At 70.8% G+C, this 25,542-nt stretch carries 23 protein-coding genes; 11 read left to right on the top strand and 12 right to left on the bottom strand.

Going from position 1 to position 25,542, the window contains the following annotated elements:
- Positions 1–495 precede the first annotated feature (495 nt).
- On the bottom strand, positions 496–768 hold the full coding sequence (locus ACIG87_RS29150) for an SCO4848 family membrane protein (RefSeq protein ID WP_396854817.1): 273 nt from the start codon (positions 766–768) through the stop codon (positions 496–498).
- 502 nt (positions 769–1,270) lie between these two features.
- Here ACIG87_RS29150 and argS point away from each other — a divergent pair.
- A complete protein-coding gene (gene argS, locus ACIG87_RS29145; RefSeq protein WP_396854821.1) occupies positions 1,271–2,989 on the top strand; it encodes an arginine--tRNA ligase in 1,719 nt (572 codons plus the stop codon).
- Positions 2,990–3,139: 150 nt separating this feature from the next.
- Here the strand turns inward: argS and ACIG87_RS29140 are convergent, their stop codons facing one another.
- Positions 3,140–4,216 carry an ice-binding family protein gene (locus ACIG87_RS29140; protein ID WP_396854816.1) on the bottom strand — a complete coding sequence of 359 codons (1,077 nt, stop codon included), beginning with the start codon at positions 4,214–4,216 and terminating at the stop codon, positions 3,140–3,142.
- A 239-nt stretch (positions 4,217–4,455) separates the two neighbouring features.
- Here ACIG87_RS29140 and ACIG87_RS29135 point away from each other — a divergent pair, with 239 nt between their 5' ends.
- The 5 genes from ACIG87_RS29135 to ACIG87_RS29115 all read left to right on the top strand — a co-directional run bounded on the left by ACIG87_RS29135 (position 4,456) and on the right by ACIG87_RS29115 (position 9,493).
- Positions 4,456–4,680, top strand: a complete 225-nt coding sequence (locus ACIG87_RS29135; protein ID WP_396854815.1) for a hypothetical protein — start codon at positions 4,456–4,458, stop codon at positions 4,678–4,680.
- A 39-nt stretch (positions 4,681–4,719) separates the two neighbouring features.
- Positions 4,720–6,780: a S8 family serine peptidase gene (locus ACIG87_RS29130; protein ID WP_396854814.1), complete on the top strand. Its 2,061-nt coding sequence runs from the start codon at positions 4,720–4,722 to the stop codon at positions 6,778–6,780.
- Positions 6,781–6,863: 83 nt separating this feature from the next.
- The gene (locus ACIG87_RS29125; RefSeq protein WP_396854813.1) at positions 6,864–7,742 is read left to right on the top strand and encodes a hypothetical protein; all 879 of its coding nucleotides are present in this window, start codon (positions 6,864–6,866) and stop codon (positions 7,740–7,742) included.
- 303 nt (positions 7,743–8,045) lie between these two features.
- Positions 8,046–9,269 carry a cytochrome P450 gene (locus ACIG87_RS29120; protein ID WP_396854812.1) on the top strand — a complete coding sequence of 408 codons (1,224 nt, stop codon included), beginning with the start codon at positions 8,046–8,048 and terminating at the stop codon, positions 9,267–9,269.
- The gene (locus tag ACIG87_RS29115; RefSeq protein WP_396854811.1) at positions 9,269–9,493 is read left to right on the top strand and encodes a ferredoxin; all 225 of its coding nucleotides are present in this window, start codon (positions 9,269–9,271) and stop codon (positions 9,491–9,493) included. Before ACIG87_RS29120 ends, ACIG87_RS29115 begins: the two co-directional genes overlap by 1 nt.
- 143 nt (positions 9,494–9,636) lie before the next feature.
- On the opposite strand, the gene ACIG87_RS29110 is transcribed toward ACIG87_RS29115, so the two are convergent.
- Positions 9,637–10,344, bottom strand: coding sequence for a TetR/AcrR family transcriptional regulator (locus ACIG87_RS29110; RefSeq protein WP_396854810.1), 708 nt, complete (start codon positions 10,342–10,344; stop codon positions 9,637–9,639).
- A 113-nt stretch (positions 10,345–10,457) separates the two neighbouring features.
- Here ACIG87_RS29110 and ACIG87_RS29105 point away from each other — a divergent pair, with 113 nt between their 5' ends.
- The 4 genes from ACIG87_RS29105 to ACIG87_RS29090 all read left to right on the top strand — a co-directional run bounded on the left by ACIG87_RS29105 (position 10,458) and on the right by ACIG87_RS29090 (position 14,926).
- A complete protein-coding gene (locus tag ACIG87_RS29105; protein WP_396854809.1) occupies positions 10,458–11,438 on the top strand; it encodes an NAD(P)-dependent alcohol dehydrogenase in 981 nt (326 codons plus the stop codon).
- A gap of 355 nt (positions 11,439–11,793) precedes the next feature.
- Entirely contained in the window at positions 11,794–13,185 is a 1,392-nt protein-coding gene (locus ACIG87_RS29100) for a carbohydrate-binding domain-containing protein (protein WP_396854808.1), read from the top strand.
- Positions 13,186–13,472: 287 nt separating this feature from the next.
- Positions 13,473–14,066, top strand: a complete 594-nt coding sequence (locus ACIG87_RS29095) for a DUF4956 domain-containing protein (protein ID WP_396854807.1) — start codon at positions 13,473–13,475, stop codon at positions 14,064–14,066.
- Entirely contained in the window at positions 14,063–14,926 is an 864-nt protein-coding gene (locus ACIG87_RS29090; RefSeq protein WP_396854806.1) for a polyphosphate polymerase domain-containing protein, read from the top strand. The genes ACIG87_RS29095 and ACIG87_RS29090 overlap by 4 nt, the downstream gene beginning before the upstream one ends.
- A 91-nt stretch (positions 14,927–15,017) precedes the next feature.
- On the opposite strand, the gene ACIG87_RS29085 is transcribed toward ACIG87_RS29090, so the two are convergent.
- Complete coding sequence (locus tag ACIG87_RS29085) at positions 15,018–15,728, bottom strand: response regulator transcription factor (RefSeq protein WP_396854805.1); 711 nt, start codon at positions 15,726–15,728, stop codon at positions 15,018–15,020.
- 197 nt (positions 15,729–15,925) lie between these two features.
- On the bottom strand, positions 15,926–16,504 hold the full coding sequence (locus ACIG87_RS29080; RefSeq protein ID WP_396854804.1) for a DUF3455 domain-containing protein: 579 nt from the start codon (positions 16,502–16,504) through the stop codon (positions 15,926–15,928).
- 194 nt (positions 16,505–16,698) lie between these two features.
- Here ACIG87_RS29080 and ACIG87_RS29075 point away from each other — a divergent pair, with 194 nt between their 5' ends.
- A complete protein-coding gene (locus ACIG87_RS29075) occupies positions 16,699–16,893 on the top strand; it encodes an RICIN domain-containing protein (protein ID WP_396854803.1) in 195 nt (64 codons plus the stop codon).
- A 72-nt stretch (positions 16,894–16,965) separates the two neighbouring features.
- Here ACIG87_RS29075 and ACIG87_RS29070 read toward each other — a convergent pair whose 3' ends face one another.
- From ACIG87_RS29070 to ACIG87_RS29040, 7 genes are all read right to left on the bottom strand, one after another.
- A complete protein-coding gene (locus tag ACIG87_RS29070) occupies positions 16,966–18,189 on the bottom strand; it encodes a cellulose binding domain-containing protein (RefSeq protein WP_396854802.1) in 1,224 nt (407 codons plus the stop codon).
- A gap of 297 nt (positions 18,190–18,486) precedes the next feature.
- On the bottom strand, positions 18,487–19,599 hold the full coding sequence (locus tag ACIG87_RS29065) for an RICIN domain-containing protein (RefSeq protein WP_396854801.1): 1,113 nt from the start codon (positions 19,597–19,599) through the stop codon (positions 18,487–18,489).
- 51 nt (positions 19,600–19,650) lie between these two features.
- Positions 19,651–20,361 carry an ice-binding family protein gene (locus tag ACIG87_RS29060; RefSeq protein WP_396854800.1) on the bottom strand — a complete coding sequence of 237 codons (711 nt, stop codon included), beginning with the start codon at positions 20,359–20,361 and terminating at the stop codon, positions 19,651–19,653.
- A gap of 291 nt (positions 20,362–20,652) precedes the next feature.
- Complete coding sequence (locus ACIG87_RS29055; RefSeq protein ID WP_396854799.1) at positions 20,653–20,847, bottom strand: hypothetical protein; 195 nt, start codon at positions 20,845–20,847, stop codon at positions 20,653–20,655.
- Entirely contained in the window at positions 20,829–22,121 is a 1,293-nt protein-coding gene (locus ACIG87_RS29050; RefSeq protein WP_396854820.1) for a PHB depolymerase family esterase, read from the bottom strand. Before ACIG87_RS29050 ends, ACIG87_RS29055 begins: the two co-directional genes overlap by 19 nt.
- A 186-nt stretch (positions 22,122–22,307) precedes the next feature.
- The gene (locus ACIG87_RS29045) at positions 22,308–24,053 is read right to left on the bottom strand and encodes a PQQ-dependent sugar dehydrogenase (protein ID WP_396854798.1); all 1,746 of its coding nucleotides are present in this window, start codon (positions 24,051–24,053) and stop codon (positions 22,308–22,310) included.
- A 30-nt stretch (positions 24,054–24,083) separates the two neighbouring features.
- A complete protein-coding gene (locus ACIG87_RS29040; protein ID WP_396854797.1) occupies positions 24,084–25,166 on the bottom strand; it encodes an SMP-30/gluconolactonase/LRE family protein in 1,083 nt (360 codons plus the stop codon).
- Between the last annotated feature and the right edge of the window lie 376 nt (positions 25,167–25,542).

The following is a 25,542-nucleotide window of genomic DNA, read 5'->3' as shown; positions in this document are numbered from 1 at the left end:
CTGTTGAGTTCTCAAAGAACAACCACACACCACCCGAAAGCCCCACCACAGCAGGACCCCCGACCCGGGGTATCTCGTTCGCAGCACCCGGCGCTCCCGCGCTGGGCACTTTTACTACGTTACCTCACCGTCTTCCCCGTGTCAACCGGTGTGTCCCGGTGTGTCACGCTTCGTACGGCTTACACCGCTGAGCGCACGCAGCAACGATCACTGCGATTGATCATCGGATTCTGCAGAACCGGCCGCTGCGGTCTCCCGCGGGCTCGCCCGGTGCTCTGCCGATCGACAACACTACCCGGCCGGTTCCGCCCGACCAAATCCGCCCTGCGGCGATTCGGTGAGCCCCACCCGGTCCGCGTCGTTTAAGTTGGTGCCCGCTACGACGCGTTACCAAACATCGAAACTCGACCTCCAGGACCTTCGTCCTGTTTGCCCCGTTCCGCGCTGGCAGAGAGAAAGTTACGCGGTTTCAGGTTTGATCGTCAAATCCGCAGGTCACTGCCCTGTATCGCGGCGAACCGCCCGCCACCCCCGGACGCCGAGCACCCCGACGGTGGTGCCGATGGCCAGCGAGGCCCCGATCAGCAGCGCGTGAACCCAGAAGAAGCCGGTCGGTGCACCCTCGCCGACCGCGCCGCCTGCCCAGGCACGCGTGTCGTGCCAGATGGCAAGCCCGAGCCTCGGCCAGATCAGCCAGGTCCACACCCCGACCCCGACCAGGAAGAACGCCCAACGACGCGACAACACCATGGTCGACGAGTATCCCACTGCCTGAACCTCACCCGGGGACTGCGGACCCGCGTCACCACGAAACGGAGCCCGACCACGATGGCGGAGCCGTACACCGGCCGGTCCCTGGTGCGTCGGAGGCCGTTACCGGCTTCCCGGGCACCCGCCGTCCTCCTTCCCGACCTGCGTCGGCTTTGGCCGGGGGCGGACCCTTGGGCTCCTTCGTGCCGGCGGACTACGGTTCCGCGCCGGCTGGTGACGGCCGCCAACACCCGGACGAGCCGATCCTGCCGGGTGCCCGCCGCCGGCCGGCCCGCTACGCTGGTGCCATGACCAGCGTGACCGCTCAGCGCACCGGAACGTCGTACGACGTCCGGGTCGGTGCGGAGCGACGCCGGCGATCCGTCGCCCGCCCGCGCTGACCCATTCCCTGCGACCGGCGGATCGAGCCGCCGGTCACCACCGCTGTCCTCGGTCCGTCCGCAGGCTCTCCCGTCCGGGGATCCGCGTGACTGACGGATCCGAGCAGATCGGCGTACCCATGGATCTTGAAAAGCTGCTCACCGACCGGCTGACGCCGGCGTTCACCGCCGTGGCCGGCGGCCCGGTCGACCCCGTGGTACGGCGCTCGCCGCGCGCGGACTTCCAGTCCGACGCGGCGCTGGCGCTGGCCCGGCGGCTCGGCCGGCCGCCACGCGAGATCGCCGAGGCGGTGTTGGACCACGCGGTCCTCGACGACGTCTGCGCGGTCGCGGAGGTCTCCGGGCCGGGCTTTCTCAACCTGACGATCGCCGACGGGGCGTTGGCCGGGATGGTCACCGCGCTGGCTGCCGACGACCGGCTCGGGGTGCCGGTGACCGCCGATCCGGAGACCGTGGTGGTCGACTACTCGGGCCCCAACGTGGCCAAGGAGATGCACGTCGGGCACCTGCGCTCGACGGTCATCGGCGACGCGGCGGTACGGCTGCTCGGCTGGCTCGGGCACCGGGTGGTCCGGGTCAACCACCTGGGCGACTGGGGCACCCCGTTCGGGATGTTGATCGCGCACCTGGTGGACCTCGGCGAGGCGGAGGCGGCGCAGGAGCTGTCCATCGGCGACCTGGACGGGTTCTATCGGACGGCCCGGTCGAAGTTCGACACCGACCCGACGTTCCGCGAGCGGGCCCGGCAGCGGGTGGTCGCGTTGCAGGGCGGCGACCACGAGACCCGGCGGCTGTGGCGACTGCTGGTCGAGCAGTCCCAGCGGTACTTCCTGACCGTGTACCGGCTGCTGGACGTGACGCTGAGCGAGGGTGACTTCCGGGGCGAGAGCGCGTACAACGACCGGCTCGGCGCGGTGGTGACCGATCTCGACCGGCTCGGACTGCTGACCGACAGCGCCGGGGCGACCTGTGCCTTCCCACCCGGGTTCACCGGGCGGGACGGCACCCCGCTGCCGTTGATCGTGCGCAAGGGCGACGGCGGGTACGGCTACCCGGCGACGGACCTGGCCGCGTTGCGGCTGCGCACCGGAGAGTGGGGCGCGACCCGGCTGCTCTACGTGGTGGGCCTGCCGCAGCGGCAGCACTTCGCGATGGTGTTCGCGGTGGCCGGGCAGGCCGGCTGGTTGCGTCCGCCGGCCCGCGCCGAGCACCTCGGCTTCGGCTCGATCCTCGGCCCGGACGGGCGGATGCTGCGCAGCCGGGCCGGGACGTCGGTGAAGCTGGTCGACCTGTTGGCGGAGGCGGTCACCCGGGCGACCGCGCTGGCCCGGACCAAGAACCCCGAGCTGGACGAGGCGAGCGCGGCCGAGATCGGCCGGGCCGTCGGGGTCGGCGCGATCAAGTACGCCGACCTGTCCACCGACCGGACCCGCGACTACGTGCTGGACTGGGAGCGGATGCTCGCCCTCGACGGCAACACCGCCCCCTACCTCCAGTACGCGTACGCCCGGACCCGGTCGGTGTTGCGGCGGGCCGGCACCGACGTCGGGTCGGGCGTGCGGGTCCTGCTCACCGATCCCGCCGAACGGGCGTTGGCGTTCGAGCTGCTCGGGTTCGCCACCGTCGTCGACGAGGTGGCCCGGACGGCGGAGTTCCACCAGCTCGCCGGCTACCTGCACCGGCTGGCCACCCGGTTCAGCGCGTTCTACGAGCGCTGTTCGGTGCTGCGGGCGGACGGGGACCAACGGGCGGGTCGGCTGCTGCTGACCGACCTGACCGGGCGGACCCTGCGGCAGGGGCTGCGCCTGCTCGGCATCCGTACGGTCGAACGGATGTGAGCGGGCGAGCCGCCGCACTCGCCGATGTGCTCCTCACTACCCGCCGGCCTGGCGGCACCGTCCGCAACGCACCGAACCGCTGCTCGGCAGCGGTTCGGTGGGCAACGCCAGCGGGTCCGGCGGCCGGTGACCGACCGCCGGACCCGGGGGTCAGGACGTCCTACGGCGTCGGTGCAGCAGTGTCAGCAGTGCCGCACCGGTAGCGACGGCGAGGCTGCCGACGCCGGTCAGGACGGGTACCAACGTGCTGCCACCGCTGCCACCCGTGATGGGCAGTTTGGTGCGGCTGGGGGTGGGCTGCGCCGTCGGGGTGACGGTGGGCTGTCCGGTCGGGGTGCCCGTGGGCTGCCCGGTCGGGGTGCCCGTGGGCTGCCCGGTCGGCGTGCCCGTCGGCGTGACGGTGGGTTGCCCGGTCGGCGTGCCCGTGGGTTGCCCGGTCGGCGTGCCCGTCGGCGTGGCCGTCGGGGTGCCGGTGGTGGGAGTGCCGGTGGGTTGGAGGCAGACCGGGGTGGTGATGGTGTTGGTGTCGAGGGTGACGGCCCCGGTCTGGGCGAGGGCGCGGCCCTGGAGGGTGGCGCCGGTGGTCATGGTGATCGACGTCTGGGCGAGGATGTTGCCGACGAACTGGGTGCCGGTGCCGATGGTCGCCGAGCTGCCGACCTGCCAGTAGACGTTGCAGGGTGAGGCGCCGTTGATGAAGACCACGCTGCTGTTGGAGGCGGTGGTGAGGGTCGACTCGATCTGGAAGATGAACACGGCCGCCGGGTCACCCTGGGTGTCCAGGGTGAGTTGCCCGGTCAGTTGTGCGGCGGAGAGGCGGTAGACGCCGGGGGTGAGGGTGGTGCCGCCGAGCTCCGCGGGCAGGACGGTGAAGGGTGTGCGTCCGGCGGCGTCGTTGTAGGCGGTGGTGAGGTCGTTCTTGGCCTGGAGGGCGACGGCGTCGCCGAGGTGGATCTCGCCGCCGACGATGCCCGGTGGGAAGCCGGGCGCGGTGTTGCCGGGAGAGACGCCCAGGCTCTGTTGGAGGAACGTCGCGCCGGTGTTGGTCACGGTGGAGCCGGCGAGCACGGAGAAGTTCGCGGCGGTGCCCAGGCCCACCGGTGCTTCCGCGGCGCTCGCGCCGGTGCCGCTGACGATCAGCACGGCGGTGGCGGTGACGCCGGCGGCGATGGTGGCCAGCGCCGCCAGGACGACACGTCGTGGGCGGCGCGATGTGGTGACAGTCAAGGTGTGCCCTTTCACGAATGCGTTTCGCCGAACTTCGGTGACCCGGTTGTCGTTCGGTCGGGAACCAAAATCGGATGCAATCGGACTTTGACACACTTAACGGGACTAAGTCCTCATAACGGCAATATCTCCTGTCGATCCGGAATGGAGCCCGTCGGGCGGTCGGTGGCGGAGCCCCGCAGCGGCGCGGTGCCCGGCTCCACCCTCCAAGCCCTCCTGATCGGCCCGGCCGCACACACGTGTCCTGCACCGTGTACGACGGGCTTCCCGCCACCCGGCCGTCGGCGGCGGCCACCCGTACCGACCAGGTCACGGCCGACGCGCGCAGCTGCCCCACGGTCGCCCGCGCGGACGACCCGTCCACCGTCATGGCCCGGCTCTCCGGTGCGCCGTCGACGGGGGTCCACTGCACCCGCGCGCTGTCGATGGTGGCGCTGCCAGTGACGCGGACGACCAGGCTGTAGGTCTCCGCACCGCAGCGCACGTGCGCGTTCGCCGACACCGTGAACGTGGCGGCGAGCTGCGGCGCGGCGGCCGGCCGGGACGCGGCCGGCGGTCGGGTCGGCGTGGGCCCCGGGTCCGGCCCGCCGACCGTCGTGGCGTCCACCGGCAGCCCACCGGGCGCAGGCGGGCCACCGGCACCGGTCGGGGCGGAGCCCGGCGTCGTCCGGCCGGCGGCACCGGCGGTGGTCGCGGCGACCGACGGCCCCGCCGATCCGCCGAACGGTGCGCCGGACGTGTCCGCGACCCGCTCGGCGACCGGCCTGCCAGGCGCGAACGCCCTGACCAAGCAGGTGAAGTACCTGGTGCAGGACGGCGGATTCAACTCCAATCCCGACTTCCCGAGCAAGGTGTCCCTGCACAAGGCCGAGTGGGGCGAGACCAACACCAACGACTGCACGAACGGCACGCCCTGCCCGTGGCACGCCACCGACGTGGTGCTCGCCGGGATGGGCCGGGTCGACAACGACTACGGCACCGCAGGTCCGGCCGGGCCGGTGGTGCAGGAGCTGGTCGGCGTCCGCAACGGCATCGACTACTGGACGGTGCTGCGCCGGCTGGAGAAGGCCGCCGAGGCGACCCACCCGGACGTGGTCAACCTCAGCTTCACCCGCGACGTGAACCTCGGCACCGGTTGGGCCCGCACCTGGACCGACCGGCGGATGAAGCACGTCCGGGACACCGGCGCGCTGATCGTCGCCGCCGCCGGCAACAACGGTACGAACGTCGACGGCGACACCCTCTGGGTGCCGTGCGAGAGCACCCATGTCATGTGCGTGGGCGGCATGAACGGCGACGCGACCGTGTCGGGTGGGTCGAACTGGGGCACCAAGGACCTCACCACGTCGGTGGAGATCTACGGTCCGATGTGCGTGCCGGGCCTGACCGACCCCGGCACGCCGGCGGTCAACACGACGAAGACCACCTGCGGCACCAGTGTCGCCTCGCCGTTCGTGGGTGGCGTCGCCGCGCTGGTGATGGCCGCCGACCCGACGCTGACCTCCGAGGAGGTCCGCGACATCCTCAACGACACCGCCCACGTCGGCGGTCTCGGCGCGAAGGTGACCGGCAGCCAGCGCCGGATCGACGCGCTGGCCGCCGTCGCCGAGGCGTTGGGCGTCAGCGTCGGCAAGCCCTCGGTGAGCATCAGCACCCCGAAGACCAAGCAGCAGTTCGGGGTGAACCAGTCGGTGGACCTGTGGGGCACGGCGACCGACTTCCTCGGCAAGGAGATCCCGCTCACCTGGACCAGCAGCATCGATGGTGAGCTGGCCACTGGGTCACAGACGTTCGTGCCGTCGCTCTCGGCCGGCAGCCACGTCATCACGGCCAGCGCCACCGACAGCATCGGGCGTACCGGGTCGGCGTCGGTCACCGTCACGGTGGTGGACGCCCCGACGACGGTGGCCATCGTCTCGCCGCCGGCGGGGCTGACCCTCGCGGCGGGTCAGTCGGTCGGTCTGCTCGGCACCTCCCTCGACCCGGACGCCTTCGGGCAGGTCCCCGACGGGGAGGTGTCCTGGACGGTGCGGCGGGGCAACACGGTGGTCCTCGAGAAGACCGGCCACCAGGCCCTGCTGCCGGCGAACACGGTCACCCCGGGGGCGTACACCGTGACCTTCGCGACGGCCGGTGCCAGCGTGCAGCGCGCCTTCTCGGTCATCTCGGCGCCGGCCGGGCAGACCCGGCCGACCGCCACGATCACCCAGCCGGAGACGGCCCTGGAGTTGACCACGATCGAGACCGGGCCGAAGTCGGTCGCGTTCGCCGGGGCCGGCACCGACGCCGAGGACGGCACGGTCGCCGGCACCCGCTACCGGTGGACCGCGTACGGCGACGGCGGCGTCAAGAAGGTCCTGTGCCAGGGCAGCGCGGTGCCCACCGGCGAGCCGGTCGACGACAAGGGCACGCCGAAGAACTGCGCGGCCTTCACCTCGGCGCTGGCCCAACTGACCAGCGGGACCGACACCACCACCTGGTCGGTGTGGCTGGAGGTCTTCGACTCGACGGGACTGGTCGGCACGGATTCCGTGCCGGTCCGGATCCGGCGGGTCACCCCCTGACCGGCCGTTCCCACCACCACCACCAACGAGCAGGCCAGGAACCGGGCGGTTCCGGGACCGAACGAAAACGAGGAGAGAACACCATGCGCAGAGAAGCGAACCACCACCGGTCGACGCGTCGGGCGGTCGCCGTGGGCGGCGTCCTGTTGAGCACGGTCGTACTCGGCCAGGTCGCCCTCAGCGGGCCGGTGGCGGCGGTGCCCGGCCTTCTGATCCGGACGACGGTCGGGCCGAGCAACAGCGTCGCCAAGTCACAGAGCGCGGTCTGCCCGGCCGGCACCACGGTCATCGGCGGCGGCGGGGCGATCACCGGGTCGGGCCTCGGCCAGGTGGGCATGGACATCGTGCAGCCGCTGGCCGATGCCGGCCTCTACTCGGTGACCGGGCGGGAGGACCCGAACGGTGTCACCGGGAACTGGGCGGTCACCGCCAGCGCGATCTGCGCCCCGACGCCTGCGGGCTACCAGGTGGTGACCGGCCACTCGGCGATGAACTCGGTCAACCCGAAGTTCCTGGAGTTGTCCTGCCCGGTGGGCAAGCGTGCGATCGGGGGCGGCGGCGCGGCCCTGGCGCTCGGCTCGGGATCGAGTGACGTGCTCCTGGAGGACCTACGGGTCAATCTGAGCAGCGTGACGGTGGCGGGTGTCGAGGCCGGCAACGCCTTCGCGGACAACTGGTCACTAGACGTCTCGGTGATCTGCGTCGACCCGCTGGCCGGGGAGCAGCGGGTGACCGTGGACAGTGTCTCCAGCTCGGTGGTCGACCGTTCGGTCACGGCGACCTGCCCGGCCGGCAAGCGCCTCCACGGGGTGGGTGGCGAGATCGTCGGTGGTGAGGGCCAGGTACGCCTGACCGAGCTGCGACCCACCTCGTCGACCACGGCGACCGTCCGCGCCGCAACGGACGAGAACGGTTTCAGTGGTAGCTGGAAGGTGCGCGCGTACGCCGTCTGCGCGACCTGAGCGACCAGCCTCCACGCCGACAGCCACCAACCGGCCCTGCGGGCCGTGCCGACTCGTCGTCACGGTCCGCGGGGCCGTCGGCGTCATCCGTGGGCCGTCGGCGCGATCCGTGGGGCGTCGGCCTCGGTGGCGCGTGGGCGTCGGCACGCGCACGGTCGGCCGGCTGGGCCGGGGTTCGGCGTCGGCCTCGGCCTCGGCGGGGGCCGAACAACCGTCGATTGCGGAGGGTTGTGTCGACCTTCACCGATGAGTAACGTCATGCATCGATACGACTACCCACGGTCATGGCAGGAGATGTTCCACATGACACAGACCATGGAGACCGAACTGCCCTGCTGGCCGCCGGTCAACTCGGCCCGCGGCCCGTTCACCCCACTCGACGACGCCGAACGACAGCGGTACGTCGGCCCGGTGACCCGGGTGCTGCTGCCCACCGGCGCCACCGCCTGGCTGGTCAGCCGGCACACCGACGTACGTCAACTGCTGCGCCACCCGGCCTTCAGCTCCGATCTCCAGCGCCCCGGCTTTCCACTGCTCCGCCCGCTGCCGCCCGAGGTGGCGATGAACAATCAGGGCGCCTTCATCCGGATGGACGGTGCGGCGCACAGCCGACTGCGTCGGATGCTCACCGCGGAATTCATGATCAAGAATGTTCGTCGGATCGAGCCGCTGATCCACCGGACCGTCGACGAGGCCCTGGCCGACCTCGCCACCGCCGGCTCCCCGGCCGACCTCGTGTCGACGTTCGCCCTGCCCCTGCCGTCCAAGGTGATCTGCCACCTGCTCGGCGTCCCCTACGCCGACCATGACTTCTTCCAGTCCCGCAGCCGCCTTCTGCTCAACCGCGAGGTGCCGCCGGAGCAGTTCCAGCACGCCGCCCAGGAGCTGCGGGACTATCTCGGGGCGCTGATCGACACCAAGCAGGCCCATCCCGACGAGGCGGACGACCTGCTCAGCCGGCTGATCCGGGAACGGGTCGCGCCGGGCGAGCTCGGCATCGACGAGCTGGTCGGGATGACGCTGCTGCTGCTCATCGCCGGCCACGAGACCACCGCCAACATGATCGGGTTGAGTGTCCTGTTGCTGACCCGCCACCCCGAGCAGTACGCGATCCTGCGCGAGCGACCCGAACTCGCGGCGGGGATGGTGGACGAGCTGCTGCGCTACCTCAGCATCGTCCGCACCGGACTGTTCCGGCTGGCCACCGAGGACGTCGAGATCGGCGGCCAGCTGATCCGGGCCGGTGAGGGCGCCATCGTCCTGATCTCCCTGGCCAACCGGGACACCGAGGTCTTCGACGACCCCGACGAGTTCGACCCGTACCGGCAGGCCCACCAGCACCTGGCCTTCGGGTTCGGGATGCACCAGTGCATCGGGCAACCGCTCGCCCGTGCCGAACTCCGCATCGCGCTGGTGGAGCTGGCCCGCCGCTTCCCCGACCTCCGCGTGACGGCGGACCCGCAGGAGCTGAGCACCCGGGACAGTTCGATCGTCTTCGGCCTCGACACCCTCCCGGTGACCTGGTGATGCCCGACCGACAGGTGACCGAGGAGACGACGCTGCAGGTGGCCGTCGACCGGGGTCGCTGCTGTGGATCAGGCAACTGCGTCCTCGCCGTACCGGAGGTCTTCGACCAGGACGACGCCGACGGGCTGGTGCTGCTGCGCGACCCCGCACCCCGCGCAGCGCTCCGGGAACGCGTTCAGCGGGCCGTCGACCTCTGCCCGGCCGGCGCGATCCGGGTCGGGTGAGGCCCGTGGACGGGTGAACGTCTGCCGCGTCCAGTGTCCCGCTGCCCCGCGAGGGAGATCGTCGGCAGGCACCCCGACGTCCGCGCGGAGCACCATGATCGAGACGCCGCCCCCGGCGGGCCAGCGGGACACCCCACGACGGATCAGCGCGACGACGTCCAGCCCTGTTCCCGCAGCCGTTCGATGCCGTCCAGCAGCAGGTCCAGCGCGAACTCGAACTCGAACTGGTCGTCGCAGCCCTGCCCCACGACGGACGCGTCGTCGTGGGACGCCGCCGTGGCGATCTCCGCGACGTGGGGGAACCGGGCGGCGACCTCCGGCGGCAGGGGTGCCGGTGGTCCCGGCTCGGTCGGGCCGGACCGACCGGCACGCCGGTCGGTGTCGAACAGTTCCTGGCTGAAGCCCAGGATGCGGCTGCCCATCGCGTGCATGACGTGGTGGGTGAGGTCGACCGAGAGCCCGCCGGCCCGCAGCGTCCCGATCATCGAGTCGAGGTAGGCGAGGACGGCCGGCGTCGCCATGGTCCGCGACTCGATCGCGAGCGGCGCCCAGGGGTGCCGCCGCAGCACCTGCCGCGCCGAGAGGATGCGCTGGCGGATCGCCTGCTTCCAGCCGACGTCCGGCACCAGCGGATCGATCTCGCCGACGACCACGTCGATCATGCCGTCGAGCAGTTCGTCCTTGTTCGCCACGTGCTTGTAGAGGGCCATCGGTACGACGCCCAGATCCTGCGCGAGGTTGCGCATGCTGAGCGACTCGATCCCGGCCCCGTCGGCCAGCGCGACGGCGGCACGCAGGATCCGTTCCCTGCTCAGCGGCGTCCGGCGCAGCCTCTCAGCCTGCTCAACCATCTCGGTCCCTGTCCTCGGTCGGCGAATGGAACCCTATCCGGATTGACAGGTGTACGGCGTACACCTACCGTGGTTGACATGCGGTGTACGCCGTACACTTTGAGGAGGGAACGATGAAGGCGATCGTCCAGGACCGATACGGCCCGCCGGAGACGCTCGTGCTCGCGGACGTCGACGTGCCGGTGCCCGCCGCCGACGAGGTGCTGGTGCGGGTCGAGGCCGCCGCGCTCAACGCGTACGACTGGCATGTCATGCGGGGCGATCCCCGGATGGCGCGGTTGGCCCTGGGGCCGGCGCGGCCCCGGGCGCGCATCCGTGGCCGCGACTTCGCCGGCCGGGTCGAGGCCGTCGGTGCCGACGTGCGACAGGTACGTCCGGGCGACAGCGTGTTCGGCGACCTCGGGGACGCCAACGGCGCATTCGCCGAGTACGTGTGCGCCCCCGCGACGATGGTCGCGCCGAGGCCGGCGAACCTGACGGCACAGCAGGCGGCGGCCCTGCCGCTGGCCGGCACCACCGCGCTCCAGGGACTGCGCGACGCCGGGCGGGTCGCGCCCGGCCACCGCGTCCTCGTCAACGGCGCTTCCGGCGGCGTCGGCACCCTCGCCGTCCAACTCGCCAAGGCGCTGGGCGCGACCGTGACCGGGGTGTGCAGCACCCGCAACGTGGACCTGGTCCGTTCGCTCGGCACCGACCACGTGGTCGACTACACCCGCGCGGACTTCACCCGCGGGGACCGTCACAACGTCGTGTTCGACCTGGTCGGCAACCGTTCCCTCACCGCGCTCCGGCGGGCCCTGACGCCGACCGGGACGCTGGTGCTCTCCGGCGGCGGCGTGTACCGCGGCGGGAGCCTGCTCGGGCCGGTCCAACTCCTCATGCGCGGGCGACTGCTGACGCCCTTCGTCCGGCACCGCATCGTCACCCTCACGGCCACCCCCGGCCGGGAACACCTCGACACGCTCCGCGCCCACGCCGAGGCCGGCCACCTCACCCCGGTCATCGACCGGACCTACCCACTCCACGAGGTGCCCCGGGCCATCGGTTACCTCGAAGGCGAACACGCCCGCGCAAAGGTGGTCATCACCGTCTGACCGCCCACCGACGACCCCGTCGACAGCCCCGGCCGGCACAACAGATTCCGTTTCCTCGGTCAAGTGTATCCGGCTCAAAGGTCCGTCAATGTTTCCTGTGAGCCAGCTGGCATCTACTGAAGCGGTTCGGTTTCTCGGTCGAAACCTATTGACGAGCGCTCATTCTAATTTACGCTCATCAATGCCTGGCCTCGTTCACCTCCCGTTCACCCTATCGAAAGTCGGTGTTCGAGGCACCCACACCGCACCTCGGGCTCAGGCCAGCCCCGCCCCGTCCGTATCGAGGGAACAGGACCGCCCCGTCCGTATCGAGGGAACAGGACCGCCCCGTCCGTATCGAGGGAACAGGACCGCCATGAAAGCAACCGCCCGCAGAACCGCCGTCCTGGCCGGACTCACGGCCGCCCTGCTGACCGGCCCGCTCGCCGTCGCCGCCGTCGCCGCCGCAACCGCCACGATCACCCTCAACGGCTCCAGCGCGAGCGTCACCGGCAGCAACGTCACCGTCGCCGGCAGCGCCATCACCATCACCGCCCCCGGCTCGTACGAGATCAGGGGCACGCTGAACAACGGTTACGTCAAGGTCGACACCGCCGTCACCGGCACCGTGGAACTCATCCTCGCCGGCGCCTCGATCACCAACTCGACCTCCTCGCCGTTGTACGTGACCAACGCCAGCGCGGTCACCGTCACGCTGGCCGCCGGGACCAGCAACAACCTCACCGACGCGGCGACCTACACCAACACCGGCGAGCCGGACTCCGCGCTGTTCAGCGCCGCGGACCTGACCATCGCCGGCACCGGATCGTTGACCGTGCGCGCCAATCACGCCGACGGCATCGTCAGCAAGGACGACCTGGTCATCCAGTCCGGCACCATCACCGTGACCGCGGTGGACGACGCGATCCGGGGCAAGGACTCGCTCACCGTCAACGGCGGCACGATCAACGTGACCTCGTCCGGCGGCGACGGGCTCAAGTCGAACGACACCGAGGCCGGCAAGGGCGTCCTCACCATCACCAACGGCACGATCACGGCCTCGGTCGCCGACGACGCCATCAAGGGTGAGAACGACCTGAACATCTCCGGCGGCACCATCAACGTCACCCGGTCGTACGAGGCGCTGGAAGGGCTGCGGACCACGATCAGCGGCGGCAACATCAACGTCGTGGCCAGCGACGACGCGGTCAACGCCGCCGAGGAGGGGCTGGGCCACATGGAGCCGTCCGCGATCGCGTTCATCAAGGTCACCGGCGGCACGGTGGTGGCCACCGGCGGCACGGACGGCTTCGACTCCAACGGGTCGCTCACCTTCGCCGGTGGCACCGTGGTGGCGCGGGGCTCCAGCACCCGCAGCGGCGGCGAGGGCGCGATCGACGCCGACGGGCCGATCACGTTCAGCGGCGGCACGGTGGTGGGCGCCGCGCTGACCTCGTTGGCCGTGTTCCGGGCGGTGCCGAACACCGGCCAGGGCTGGGTGGCCCCCCGGTTCAACTCCAACCTGGCCACCAACACCATCGTGCACGTGGTGTCCGGCAGCACGGTGCTGGCCTCGTACCGGACCACGGGCACCGTCCGGGAGGTCGTCTTCTCGTCGAACCGGATCACCAACGGCCAGCGGTACGACATCTACACCGGTGGCAGCGTGAGCGGCACCAGCACCGGTGGCCTCTACACCAGCGGCAGCATCACCGGGGCCACCCGGGTGCTGACCAGCGTCACCGCCGGGCAGTACGGCCGCTTCTGAGCCCTCGTGGCCCGGCCGGGGCCGATCGCGCCCCGGCCTGGCCCCGGGCGGCGGCAACGCCCCGGCCTGGTCCCGGGCGGTGGCCACCCGCCGCCCGGGGCCGCACGACCGCACCACCCTTGTTCCGCCGGCTCGGCCCGGCGCACCGCGCGGACTCTGAGCGAACTCTGAGATTGCCGGTCCCGCTGACGACGCCAGCCTGATAAATTTACCGTTCTCGATTAGATGCCTGTCCGTCAGACTCCGTTCACCGGAAAGACGCCGGGCGGACACCCGAAGGAGCGAAAATGTCGCGCTTGGTCCTGGCCGGAATGGACCTGGTCGCCGTGGTCCTGCTCGTCTTCGCGCTGTACTTCCCCCGCCACCGGCGGCGGGACCTTGTGGTGGCCTACCTCGGCGTCAACGTCGGCGTTTTCGCCGTGGCCAGCTCACTCAGCAGCAGCACCGTTGGCGCCGGCCTCGGGTTGGGACTCTTCGGGGTGCTGTCGATCATCCGGCTCCGCTCCACCGAACTCGACCAGCACGAGGTGGCGTACTACTTCTCCGCACTCGCGCTCGGAATCCTCGGCCCGCTCTCCGGCACCTCGATCTGGATGGTCGGCGCCCTGACCGCGCTGATCCTCGCGGTGATGTACGTCGGAGACCACCCCAGGCTGCTGCGCCGGTACCGACGGCACGTCATCGTGCTGGACAGCGCGGTCACCGACTCGGTCGCCCTCACCGCCCACCTGGAACAGTTGCTCGGCGCACGGGTGCACAACGTCAACGTCGAGCGGGTCGACCTGGTCAACGACACCACGGTCGTCGACGTCCGCTACTCACGCCCGAGGGTCACCGCCAGCAGCGGTCGCCGTCCCGCCGACGCGGGCGCGAAGCGATGACTCCCGCCGGCACGCCCACCACGGCCCTGGGCGACCTCGCGCCGATCGGGCTCGCGGAGCTGACCGAGCGCGCCGCTCTGCAGACCCGGTTCGACCGCAAGTACCTGCTTCCGCTCGCCGAGATACCACACCTGATCACCGGGCTCGACCGGACCGACCAGGTGCTCGAGATCGACGGCATGCGGGCCTTCCGCTACGAGTCGATCTACTTCGACACCCCCGACCTCGTCAGCTTCCGGCTGACCGCCCGCCGACGCCGCCGCCGTTTCAAGATCAGGACGCGGACGTACCTCGATTCGGGCCTCTGCTGGCTGGAGGTGAAGACCGAGGGCACCCGTGGCGGCACGGTCAAGGAGCGGCTGCCCTACCGCCCCGACGACAGCAGCACTCTCACCCCCGGCCGGTCGTTCATCGACGGAGTGCTCGCCACCGTCAACACCGGCCCCGCACTGGCGTTCGCACCGACCCTCACCACCAGGTACCTGCGCAGCACGCTCTACCTGCCGGCGACCGGGAGCCGGGCGACCATCGACGTCGCACTGCACTGGGAAGACAGTCGTGGCCGCCGGCTGGCGCTGCCCGAGCTGGCGATCATCGAGACGAAGACGGGCTCGACCGCCTCGCACGTGGACCGCCTGCTCTGGAGCCGGGGTCACCGCCCGGTGTCCATCTCCAAGTACGCGACCGGGCTGGCCGCCCTCGATCCCGAGCTGCCCGCCACGCGCTGGCGACGCACCCTGAGGCGACACTTCGTGTCCGGCACCGACCCGGCCCACCCGGCGTCGACGCCGCCGAACCCCGGCCCCGACCCGGACCTGCTCGACCGGACCGCCCCGTCGATCCGCGCGGGCCAGAGCTGATCCTGATGCCGCCGAACTAGCGCTGGCCGCCGCCTCGATACCGCTGGACCAGCGACGATGCGAGCCACGCCGGCTGCCGACCGGGGCCGGATCAGGGGTTCGGCGGGGCCCCACCGCGAGGCAACCGCAGCGCGTAGCCGGCACCCCGGACGGTGTGGATCAGCGGCGGATCCCACCGGTCGATCTTCTTACGCAGGCAGTAGACGTACGACTCGACGATCCGGCCGTTGCCCCCGAAGTGGTAGTTCCACACCCGGTCCATGAGCTCCGCCTTGCTGACCACCCGACCCGCGTTGGCGAGCAGTTCCCGCAGCAGGTTGAACTCGGTGGGCGACAGGTCCACCAACTGGCCGCCCCGGCGCACCTCGTGGGCGTCCTCGTCCAGCTCCAGGTCGGCATAGCGCAGTCGCCCGCTGCGCTCCACACCCTGATCCGTCCGGGTGCGTCGGATGATCGCCCGAACCCGCAGCACCAACTCCTCCAGGCTGAACGGCTTGGTGACGTAGTCGTCCGCGCCCACGGAGAGCCCGGCGATCCGGTCCTCCAGCGCGTCGCGGGCGGTGAGGAACAGCACCGGCACGCCCGGCCCCGGGCCGGAACGCAGACTCCGCGCGACCTGGAAGCCGTCCAGGTCCGGGAGCATCACCTCGAGCACCACCAGGTGCGGGTCGAAGGCTTCCGCCACGACCAACGCCTCCCGACCACCGGACGCCACCCGGACGTCGAACTCCAGCATCCCCAGCCTCGCCGAGAGCAGCGTACGGATGTGGGGTTCGTCGTCCACGACGAGCACCCTGGGCATTCGGGAAGTCACACCCTGTTCATACGGGGCATTCTGGAAAGTGACCTCGGCGTCGGCTGTGGATCAGCTGTGCACCTTGTCCACACCGGCCGACCGGCGATCCGACGGCCGTCCACAGAGGACCGATCGACGTCGGGCAGGTCCGCCGGCCGTCCCCGGCACCCGCCGAACGGCAGGCGGGCACCGGGGCGAGACGGCTACCGCTTCGCGGCCCAGAAGACGTAGACCGCGCCGTACGGCACGGCCTTCGTCGCCCCGTCGGTGCAGGCACCGGTCGGGGCGGCCCCGCCGGAGGTCAGCAGGCGGCTGATGTACGAGACGTTGCTGAGGATGCCGGTGCCGGAGTGGGTGTCCACCGTCAGCAGCAGCTCGGGGATCGTCCCCGGACGGGCGCTCTCCGCGGTCTTCTTCGCCGTGACCAGGGAGCCGTCGCGCTCGGACTGCCAAGTCGGGCCCTTGAAGTGGTGGACCCGGCCGCCGGTGCCGATCAACTGGGCTTCCGGCACGGACGCGCCGGTGAACACGCCGCCGGCACACGTGTAGGTCTGTGTTCCACGGGTCACCACGTACGCGCCGACGGGGCGGGCACCCGCCGGCGGCTTGATTGCCGGGGCGATGCGCGGAATGTCGACCCGGCGGGCGTCGGGGCCGACGGCGGCCGGCGCGGCCACCTCGGCAGCGGACGCCTGATGGGTCACCGCGCCGAGCGCCGCCACGACACCTGCCATGCCGACGACAGCGAGCGCCCGAACCCGGGAGCGAGACGTGTTGAGCATCCGATTCCTCCGTTCAGGCAGGCGCGACTGCGCCCACGTCGTCCTACACGGATGGATCGCGTCCAACGATCAATGTCCCGCGGATTTCGTCGACAAATTCACCTGAGCCTGAGCCTGAGCCCGGTTCGGTGTTCGGCAGTGGTGTCCGGGAATCCGTCGGACAGCATGCACGCGCATCAGCATGGAGGTCCGAAGTGGCAGAGGCGCAGGCCGCAGCGGCGCGCAGCACCCTGCCAGTGGACTACTACGAGTTCCGGGCCCGGCACAGTGACCGGTGTCTGGACGTGACGAACGCCAGCACCGCCCACGGCGCGCAGGTCGTGCAGGGCACCTGCTGGGGCGGGACCACCCAGCATAGGAAGCTCGTCAACGCCGGCACCTGGAGCTGAGGCTGGGCAGGGGATGGCCCGCAACCGGCACGAAGAGGCCGCCCACCTGACGTCCAGGTGGGCGGCCTCCGGTCATGCGCCGGTGCAGGTCGGTGCCGGACTGGTGGGCGTTCCGGAGCCGAGGAAGCCGAAGGTCGTCGAGCTGCCCGAGCCGATCGCGCCGTTGTAGGAGACGTTGCTCACGGTCGCGGTCGAGCCGCTGGTGCTCAGGGTGCCGTTCCAGATCTGGCTGATGCTCTGGCCGCCACCCAGCTCCCAGCGGACGGTCCAGCCGTTGACGGCGGCGCTGCCGGCGGTCACCGTGACCTCGCCCTGGAATCCGCCGGACCACGAGTTGACGGTGCGGTAGGTGGCGGTGCAGGCGGCGCCGCCGGGTGGCGGGGTGGTCGGCGGGGTGGTGGGTGGCGGGGTGGTCGTGGGGGGCGGGGTGGTCGGCGTGCTCGTCGGCGGCGGGGTGGTGGGCGGCGTCGTCGGCCCGCCCGGCGGCACCAGGGGGCAGGTGGCGCTGTACCGCGAGACGCCGGTGCTGTCCGCCAACGGGCAGAGGAACTGGGTGTAACGGGTGTCGTTGTCCAGGAAGGTCTTGAGCCAGGGGATCAGGAGCCGCATCTCGGTCGGGTTCGACCGGGTGAACGAGAGGTGGTCGTTGCCGGCCAGCTCCGCCCAGGCATGCTCCACACCGGCGGGCAGCGTGTTGTAGATGCCCTGCACGTAGGAGGGCGTGACGGTGCCGTCGTTCTGGCCCGACAGGAGCATGGTGGGGACCTGGGTGGTGGACATGTTCAGGTTGTTGCCGGGCGTGCCGGGCGCGAGACCGACCGCGGTCTTCAGCGACGGCCGCCGCAGCGCCGCCAGGAGGGTTCCGGCCCCGCCCGCGGAGTGGCCCATCACGCCCAGCCGGTTGGCATCCACCCGGCTGCGGACCGGGCTGGACCGGGTGAGGTAGTCCAGCGCCGCGAGCAGCTGGGTGGCGCGGGCGTCGGCCCCGTCGGTGCGGCTGTTGGTCTCGATCCCGATCACCACGAATCCGAAGGACGCCAGCCAGGGGCCCATCCAGGCTTCCTCGTTGGCGAACAGGGCCGAGTAGCCGGGAACGATCGCCACCGCGCCCCAGGTGCCCAGGCTGGTGTCGGTCGGGTAGTAGACGTACCCGCCGTTGAAGCCGTTACCCGCCGGCACGGTCGCCTGCGTCGTGGCGAACGGTCCCCGGGTGGCGGCCACACTGGCCAGGGTCGGGTCCGGACCCCGCTGGTACGGGCTGTCCGCCGCCGCCGCGTACTGCGTGGTCGTCGACATGGTCAGGCCGAGGACCACCGCGAGCCCGGCCGTCAGCCATCTCGCGATGCCGGATCGACGGACGGACGGGGCCCGGGGCGCGGTCCCCGATGTCGGGGCTTGATCTGTTGGCAGCTTCACTTCTCGCTTCTCCTTCGGTCAGGCGGGCCCGTACTCGGTGGTGGAGGTGCCGGTCCGGGGCGTCCCACGACCGTTTCCTGGGATCGGTCACCGATGCCGGGGTGCCCGCGGCGGGCGGTCACACCGGTGCCGCGCCGGGCCGGCGGACGAGCCGACCGGCCGGCGCGACCACGCGAGCTACCGGCGGCTCCACTGCTGGTTGGTCTGCCCGCTGCAGGTCCACAGCACGAGCTTCGTGCCGTTGGCGGTGCCCGCGTTGTAGGCGTCCAGGCAGAGACCGGACTGCACACCGGTGATGGTGCCGTTGGCGTTGACGTTCCACTGCTGGTTCGTTCCGCCGTGGCAGTCGTAGATGGTGACCTGGGTGCCCGGGGTGGTGCCGTAGCCCGCCGCGTCCAGGCACTTGTTGCCGTAGACGGTGAGCGCCCGGCCGGAGGTGTACGTCCACTGCTGGTTGGTGCCGCCGTGGCAGTCCCACAGTTGCACCTGGAGGCCGTTGGTCGTGGCAGAGCCGGGTACGTCGAGGCACCGCCCGGACGGGTTGCCCACGATCGTGGTGGTCTGTCCGCTGCCGCTGCCCGGGTTGCCGATGCTGCCGGACACCGACTGCAACGCGCTGTACCAGCGGGCGGCCATCTTGTCGTAGCCGCCGGACGTGGGGTGGATGCCGTCGATCAGGTCGGCGGTGGTGAGGGCGCTGTGCATGTCGACCAGGTGCACCCGCTTCCCGGCGCTCACCTTGCCCTGCACGATGCCGGGGATCGCCGCGTTGAAGGTGCGTACGGCCGCCTCCTGGTTGCTGTTGGAGAGCGGGATGAGCTGCGCGACGAACACCTCTGCGGTGGGCACGGTGGCGGTGATCCGGTCGATCAGGGTGGAGAGCCGGTTCGGCGCGGTGCTCACGTTGTAGTTCTGCAGGATGTCGTTGGTGCCGATGTGCAACAGGACGGTCTGCGGCCGTTGGGTGTTCAGCCAGCCGACGATGTTCGCGTCGATCTGGTCGATACGCCAGCCGGGATGCCCCTGGTGGTCGTGGTCACCCAGGCTGGCCGGCCCGTTGAACTGCGACCCGACGAAGTCGATCGTGTACCGGCCGCTGGCGAGGCGCTGCCAGAGGCCGATGCGGTACCCGCCCGGCACCTGGGTGCCCTCGGTGATGGAGTCACCGAGCGGCATCACCCGCACCCCGCCGTTGGACTCCGCGTTGGCCGGCCCGGTCGGTGTCACCACCCCGGCGACCATGACGCCGAGTGCGGCGAGCGCCGCGAGCCATCTTGCCCTTGTTCGCATAGCTTTCTCCCATGAATGGTCGAGCCGATGCCGGCGACACCACCCCGAATGTTAACGATAACAACGATACTTGTAAATTTTTGTCGCTGATTCGGCAGCCGTCAACCCTCTGGTCGGCCCGGTGGGCACGGCCTGCTGTGGTTCTGGTGAATACGACGGGCGAGGTGCGCGAAGGCGTTGGTCAGTCCGTACCGGGCTGCCGGTGGTGACGAAGTCCGTCGCGACGACCGTCGCCGTCCAGGCAGCGGCCGAGAGCAGACGGTCGTCGGTCACCGTCACCGACCCCAGGTTGGCCGAGACGACACCACCGGCGTAGAGGGTCAGGGTGCCGGCGATCCCGAAGGTGCCCCCGACGGAGCTGTACACGCCGGTGGTCCTGGTGCTGCCACCGAGATCACCTGAGATGGTGTCGGTGGTGGTCCGCGCCACGGCATTGTCGTACGCGATGGTCAGGTCGGTCTGTGCCTGCGCGGCGGGGCCGTCGTTCACGTGGACCGCACCGTTGATCTGACCGGGAGGGAAACCGGTCACTGAGGTACCCGGGCTCACGCCGACGTCACCGGTGACCACGGAGGATCCGGTGTTCGTCACGGTCGTGCTGGCGAGGATCGCGAAGTCGGCGGCGGAGCCGAGCGGTACCGGCACGGTTTCCGCTCTCGCGCTCACGGGTGCGACCACATCGACCAGCAGCGTGGTCACGCAGGCCAGGAGCAGTGCCGTGGACAACCGGCCCACGGCGGTACGCCGACGGCGGGTGACCACAAGAGGTTGACCTTCCCGGTCAGGTCCAACGCCCGCTGGCCGGTGTTGTCGACCCGATGGCGACCGAGGGCACGCCGTCCGCATCCCGGGCCGGGACGGACTCACCAATGCTGAAGTCGGACGGCGGTTCGCCGCCCGCGCCGACGCTCAGATAGACGCGGATACCCCAGTTGGATCCCGATGCTGCCCTCGTCCGGATCAGGCGCGGCCTCGCTGGCCTGGGCGACAGGGCCCAGACCAGCGAGGCACAGCAGCACCGGTACGACCCGCACGGCCGACCGGACCCACCGCTCACGCCACCGAATGCGTCACCGTTCCGGGGGAGATGCCGGCCTGCGAGTCCAGTGGAACGTTGACCACCAGGGTCGGGTTCCAGGTCGCCGTGTTGTTACCCGTGCCACCGACGTGGGTGAAGGCGGTCAGCGGGGTCGTGTTGTCCAGCGGGGGTAGCCGCCGCTCCGACGTGGTCAGCTCCGCAGCGTCCACCGCTGGTTGGCCTGACCGTTGCAGGACCAGAGGATGGTCTTGGTGCCGTTGCCGGTGCCCGCCGCGTTGGCGTCCAGGCACAGTCCGGACTGCGCGTTGGTGATGGTGCCGTTGGTGTTGACGTTCCACTGCTGGTTGGCACCACCGTGACAGTCCCAGATGATCACCTGGGTGCCGTTGCTGGTGCCCGCTCCGCTGGCATCCAGGCACTTGTTGCCGTACACCGTCAGCTGCCGGCCCGACGTGTAGGTCCACCGCTGCCCGGTGCCGCCGGTGCAGTCCCACAGCTGCGTCTGGACGCCGTTGGTGGTACTGGCGTTCGGCACGTCCAGGCAGCGGCCCGACTGACCCCCCACCACGGCGACCCCGGCCGTCGGCGTGGTCGGTGACGGGGTCGGCGTGGTGGAGGCGCCGTCGAGGCCGAGGAAGGAGATGGCGTACGCGATCTGGCCGGCCTGCGGCAGCTCGTGCCCCACCCCGCTGATGCTGATGCCCTCGATCGTCGCCCGGGTGCCACTGTCGCCGTACCGGGTCCGGGTCCAGTTCGACTGCGGACGGTCGGTGAACACCGGGGTCTGGCTCACCCCCTGCAGGTTGGTCCACTGCTTGATCTCTTCGCCGAAGTTCACGTACGACAGCGTGGTGTCGGTTGTCCCGTGCCAGAACTGCATCCGGGGATACCGGCCGGTGTAGCCGGGATACATCGCGCGGGCGGCGTCGCCCCACTGCTGGGCGGTCTTGGTGAGCTGGCCACCGGCGCACTGGCTGTTCCAGGTGTTGGTGCTGCTGCCGGTCGCGAAACAGGTGGCCGGCACACCGCTGAACGCCGATCCCGCAGCGAACACGTCCGGATACTGCGCCGCCATCACGTTGGTCATCATCGCCCCGGAGGAGAACCCGCTGACGTACACCCGGGCCGGGTCGACGTTGTGCTGCTGCTTGGCGTAGTTGACCATCGAGATGATGCCGTCCGAGTCGCTTCCGCCGCCGCGCCGCAGCCCCTGCGGCGAGTACACGTCGAAGCACTTGCTGCTCCGGGTCACCTCCGGCACCACGATCACGTAGCCGTACCGGTCGGCGGCGGTGACGTAGTCGCGGCCGTTGCCGTTGAAGATCGCCGGCCCCGATCCCCCGCAGTAGTGGATCAGCACCAGCAGCGCCGGCTTCGGCCCGACGTTGTCGGGCACGTAGAGGTACATGTTGAGGGCGCTCGGGTTGTTGCCGAAGTTGGTGACCTGGGTCAGCGAGGCCGCTGCGGCCGGCTGTGCCGTCATCAGCACGGTCATGGCGAGCAGCGGCACGACCGCGCTGACGACGGCCGTCACCGCCCTGAGTAGACGTTTCACGGGCAGGGTCTCCGATCTGGGGACGGGTGGTGCGGTGAGGCCGTCGACCGGACGGCCGACGACCTCACCGGGGGTGGTGGTGTGGGTCCGGGCCGGCGGCGTGCCGGCCCGCGGCTACCTGCCGAGGGTCACCTTGAGGATCCGCTCGTTGCTGTTGTTCGGGACGCTGTCCTTGTCGCCGCCGGTGCTCGTGGTCAGCCACAGGTTTCCGTCCAGGGTCGGCTCGACGGTGCGCAGCCGGCTGTACGTGCCGACGAAGTACTGCTGCACGTCGGTGAGCGTGTTTCCGCTGATCACGGCCCGGTACATCCGGTTGCCCCGCAGGCAGGCGAGGTACAGCACGTCGCGGACGATGGCGATGCCGCTACACGAGCCCTCGGCGACCGGGTAGGTGCGGACGGGCGCGACGTAGTTCGGGTTGGCGCAGTCGCCCACCGTGCCCTCGCAGGCCGGCCACCCGTAGTTGCCGGCCCGGACGATGATGTTGGTCTCGTCCATGACGTTGTTGCCGAACTCCTGCTCGAAGAGCCGGCCCTGGGAGTCGAACGCCAGCCCCTGCGGGTTGCGGTGGCCGTAGCTCCACACCGCGTTGCCAAAGGGGTTGTCGGCCGGCACCCTGCCGTCGGGGCTGATCCGCAGCACCTTGCCGCCCAGGTCGTTGACGTCCTGGGCGCGGTCCGGGCTCTGCCCGTCACCGGTGGCGGCGTAGAGCATCCCGTCGGGGCCGAAGCGCAGCCGCCCGCCGTTGTGGTACTTGTTGCGCGGAATGCCGGTGACCAGCACCTGCACGGTGCCGGTCTGCAAGGTGCCGTCGTAGCGGATGCGGACGATCCGGTTGTCGGTCGTGGTGGTGTGGTAGATGTACAGCCAACGGTCGGTGGTGAAGCTCGACGACACGGCCAGGCCGAGGACCCCGCCCTCGCCGTTGGTGCCGGCGACGTTGGGCACCGTGCCGATGCTGCGCTTGTTGGTGCCGTCGGGGTTCATGGCGACGACGTCGAACAGGTCGCGCCGCCCGTACAGGACGGTGCCGTCGGGCAGTTGTACCAGGCCCCACGGCAGATCCCGCTCGGTGGTGACCACCGTCGTGCCGCAGACCGCGCTGGTGCAGGCCGATCCGGTGCGTACGGTCACCGCGCTGCTCGCCGCCGAGGCGTTGCCCTGCGCGTCCCGGGCGACGACCGTGTACCGGTAGTCGGTGGTGGCGGCCAGCCCGGTGTCGGTGAACGAGGTCGCCGGCGGGTTGGCGGCCGTGCCGGTGACGGAGCCGACCGTCACCCCGTTGCGCAGGACGTCGTACCTGGTGACGGCGACGTTGTCGGTGGCGGCCGACCAGGTCAGGGTCACGTCCGTGCCGTTGGCGGTGGCGACGAGGTTGGTCGGCGTGGTGGGCGGTTGGGTGTCGGACTGGCAGAACGGCGGGGTCACGCTGAGCGTGGCGCTGGCCTGTGACACGTTGCCGGCGGCGTCCCGGGCGTTGACGTACCAGCCCCAGGTGACGCCCTGGGCGACGGTGAGCGTGGCGGTCAGCGTGGTGCCGGCGACCGAGGTGACCAGTTGGCCGTCGTGGTAGATGTCGTAGTAGGCGACGCCGACGTCGTCCCTGGACGCGGACCAGGTGAGCGTGACGGACTGGCAGGTCAGCCTGCTGCTGCGCAGGTTGGTCGGCGCGGTGGGCGGCCTGGTGTCGGCGGCGAGCGGGGCGGCCGGGCCCCGGCCGGCGGCAGCCGTCGTGGCCGTCGTGCCGGCCGTCGTCCCGGACGGGCCGGCGGTGGCGGGTGCGCTGACCAGGACGGTGCAGGCGCTGGTCAGCACGGCGAGGGCGACGAGATGGCGGGGATGACGAGGACTGGTTCGCACGCGATGCGTCCCTTCTGTCGAACCTGGTGGTCAGTACGGGTAGCCGGGCACGTTGAGCCGCACGCTGTACAGGCCGGAGTCGTTCGTCGGGCCGGAGGTGACGTAGAGGGTCCGCCGGTCGGACCCGCCGAACGCCACGTTGGTCGTGCCCGAGGAGCCGGCCCGGATCGTGCCGAGTTGGTTGCCGGCGGGCGAGTACACGTGGACCAGGCCGTCGGCGCCGGAGGCCCAGTACACGTTTCCGGCGCAGTCGATCGTGGCGCCGTCCGGGCCGCCCACGTAGCTGACGAACACGCTGCGGGCACCGGTGCTGCCATCGGGCTGGACGGCGTACTTGTAGATCTTGTTCTCGCCGTAGGCCCCCACGTAGAGCGTGGTGCCGTCCGGGGAGAGCGCGATGCCGTTGGGCTGTCGCAGCGTCTCGTCGACCAGCGACACCTGGCCGCCCGAGACGCGGAAGACGCTGGTCCGCCCGCTCATCTGGTCGGGGCGGTTGCCGCGCTGGAAGTTGGGGTCGGTGAAGTAGACGACGCCGTCCGAACGGACCGCCACGTCGTTCGGGGAGTTGAACGCCCGCCCCTGGTAGTTGGTGGCGACGACGCCCCGGGTCAGGTCGTCGATCCGGTACGTCGAGACGCTGCGCTGGTCGTGCGTCGCGGCGACGAGTTGCTGCCCGTCGGGGGTGAGCGCGAGTCCGTTGCTGCCCGCGATGGCGAGAAACGTGTCGAAGGTCGCCGGCGGCGTGAACCGTCGGATCGTCGACGGCTGGACGCGCTCCGACCCGGTTGCCGCGCCCATGTCGGACACCAGCAGGAAGCCCCGGTCGGCGAGCCAGACGGGCCCTTCGAGGAACGAGAATCCACTGCGGATCTTCGCGGCCACGACCGATGTCGCCGGCAGCGGCGGGCCGTAGCTGGTGCCGGACGGGCAGACGCCGGGCGGGGCACCGGGCGGCCCGGCCAAGGTGCCGACGGCCTGTTCGGCGCTGCTGTGACCGTTCACATCACCAGCCCGAACAAGCGGTACGGACGAGGCGGCGGTGCCCACCGGGACGGCGGCGGGCAGGGCGAGGACGAGGCTGGCCAGCGCGGTGGCGGCTGGGTGCAGGACCATCGAGGACTCCGATCAGCGAGCGGACCCGCCGTCGTTGGCGGACGCGGGGTGGCACGGCATCAATCTAGCTGTATCGATGTACCATTGGGCAGCATAGGTGACGAACCACCGGCCCGCAGGGTTTGCCAACAGTCAATCCAGGCGATGACCCGAACTCACTACCGAGACGTTGGTCTATATCTAAACCCGACGGGAGACCCCGACTCCACGGGAAGGCCTCCCGCCGAGGGCCCTGGCCGGTTGGCCGGGGCCGCCTTCCGCATCCCCCGCCCCGACCCTCCACACTCGACGCCACTGCCGCATCACCCCGCGTACGCGGATGCTCCGGGCGGGTGTCTCCTCATCTGTTTACCTGCAGGAGTTGCGGTGCCAGCGG

It is taken from the genome of Micromonospora sp. NPDC051925, assembly GCF_044548625.1.
Lineage (GTDB): Bacteria > Actinomycetota > Actinomycetes > Mycobacteriales > Micromonosporaceae > Micromonospora.
Note: the sequence above shows the minus strand (reverse complement) of the source record. Positions and strands in the feature narration are given on the sequence as shown.

Excerpts from the sequence above, each read along its gene's own strand:
- argS (WP_396854821.1), top strand. The coding sequence starts at position 1,271 with ATGGATCTTGAAAAGCTGCTCACCGACCGGCTGACGCCGGCGTTCACC.
- ACIG87_RS29125 (WP_396854813.1), top strand. The coding sequence starts at position 6,864 with ATGCGCAGAGAAGCGAACCACCACCGGTCGACGCGTCGGGCGGTCGCC.
- ACIG87_RS29120 (WP_396854812.1), top strand. The coding sequence starts at position 8,046 with ATGACACAGACCATGGAGACCGAACTGCCCTGCTGGCCGCCGGTCAAC.
- ACIG87_RS29115 (WP_396854811.1), top strand. The coding sequence starts at position 9,269 with ATGCCCGACCGACAGGTGACCGAGGAGACGACGCTGCAGGTGGCCGTC.
- ACIG87_RS29110 (WP_396854810.1), bottom strand. The coding sequence starts at position 10,344 with ATGGTTGAGCAGGCTGAGAGGCTGCGCCGGACGCCGCTGAGCAGGGAA.
- ACIG87_RS29105 (WP_396854809.1), top strand. The coding sequence starts at position 10,458 with ATGAAGGCGATCGTCCAGGACCGATACGGCCCGCCGGAGACGCTCGTG.
- ACIG87_RS29100 (WP_396854808.1), top strand. The coding sequence starts at position 11,794 with ATGAAAGCAACCGCCCGCAGAACCGCCGTCCTGGCCGGACTCACGGCC.
- ACIG87_RS29095 (WP_396854807.1), top strand. The coding sequence starts at position 13,473 with ATGTCGCGCTTGGTCCTGGCCGGAATGGACCTGGTCGCCGTGGTCCTG.
- ACIG87_RS29090 (WP_396854806.1), top strand. The coding sequence starts at position 14,063 with ATGACTCCCGCCGGCACGCCCACCACGGCCCTGGGCGACCTCGCGCCG.
- ACIG87_RS29085 (WP_396854805.1), bottom strand. The coding sequence starts at position 15,728 with ATGCCCAGGGTGCTCGTCGTGGACGACGAACCCCACATCCGTACGCTG.
- ACIG87_RS29080 (WP_396854804.1), bottom strand. The coding sequence starts at position 16,504 with ATGCTCAACACGTCTCGCTCCCGGGTTCGGGCGCTCGCTGTCGTCGGC.
- ACIG87_RS29070 (WP_396854802.1), bottom strand. The coding sequence starts at position 18,189 with ATGTCGACGACCACGCAGTACGCGGCGGCGGCGGACAGCCCGTACCAG.
- ACIG87_RS29065 (WP_396854801.1), bottom strand. The coding sequence starts at position 19,599 with ATGCGAACAAGGGCAAGATGGCTCGCGGCGCTCGCCGCACTCGGCGTC.
- ACIG87_RS29050 (WP_396854820.1), bottom strand. The coding sequence starts at position 22,121 with ATGACGGCACAGCCGGCCGCAGCGGCCTCGCTGACCCAGGTCACCAAC.
- ACIG87_RS29040 (WP_396854797.1), bottom strand. The coding sequence starts at position 25,166 with ATGGTCCTGCACCCAGCCGCCACCGCGCTGGCCAGCCTCGTCCTCGCC.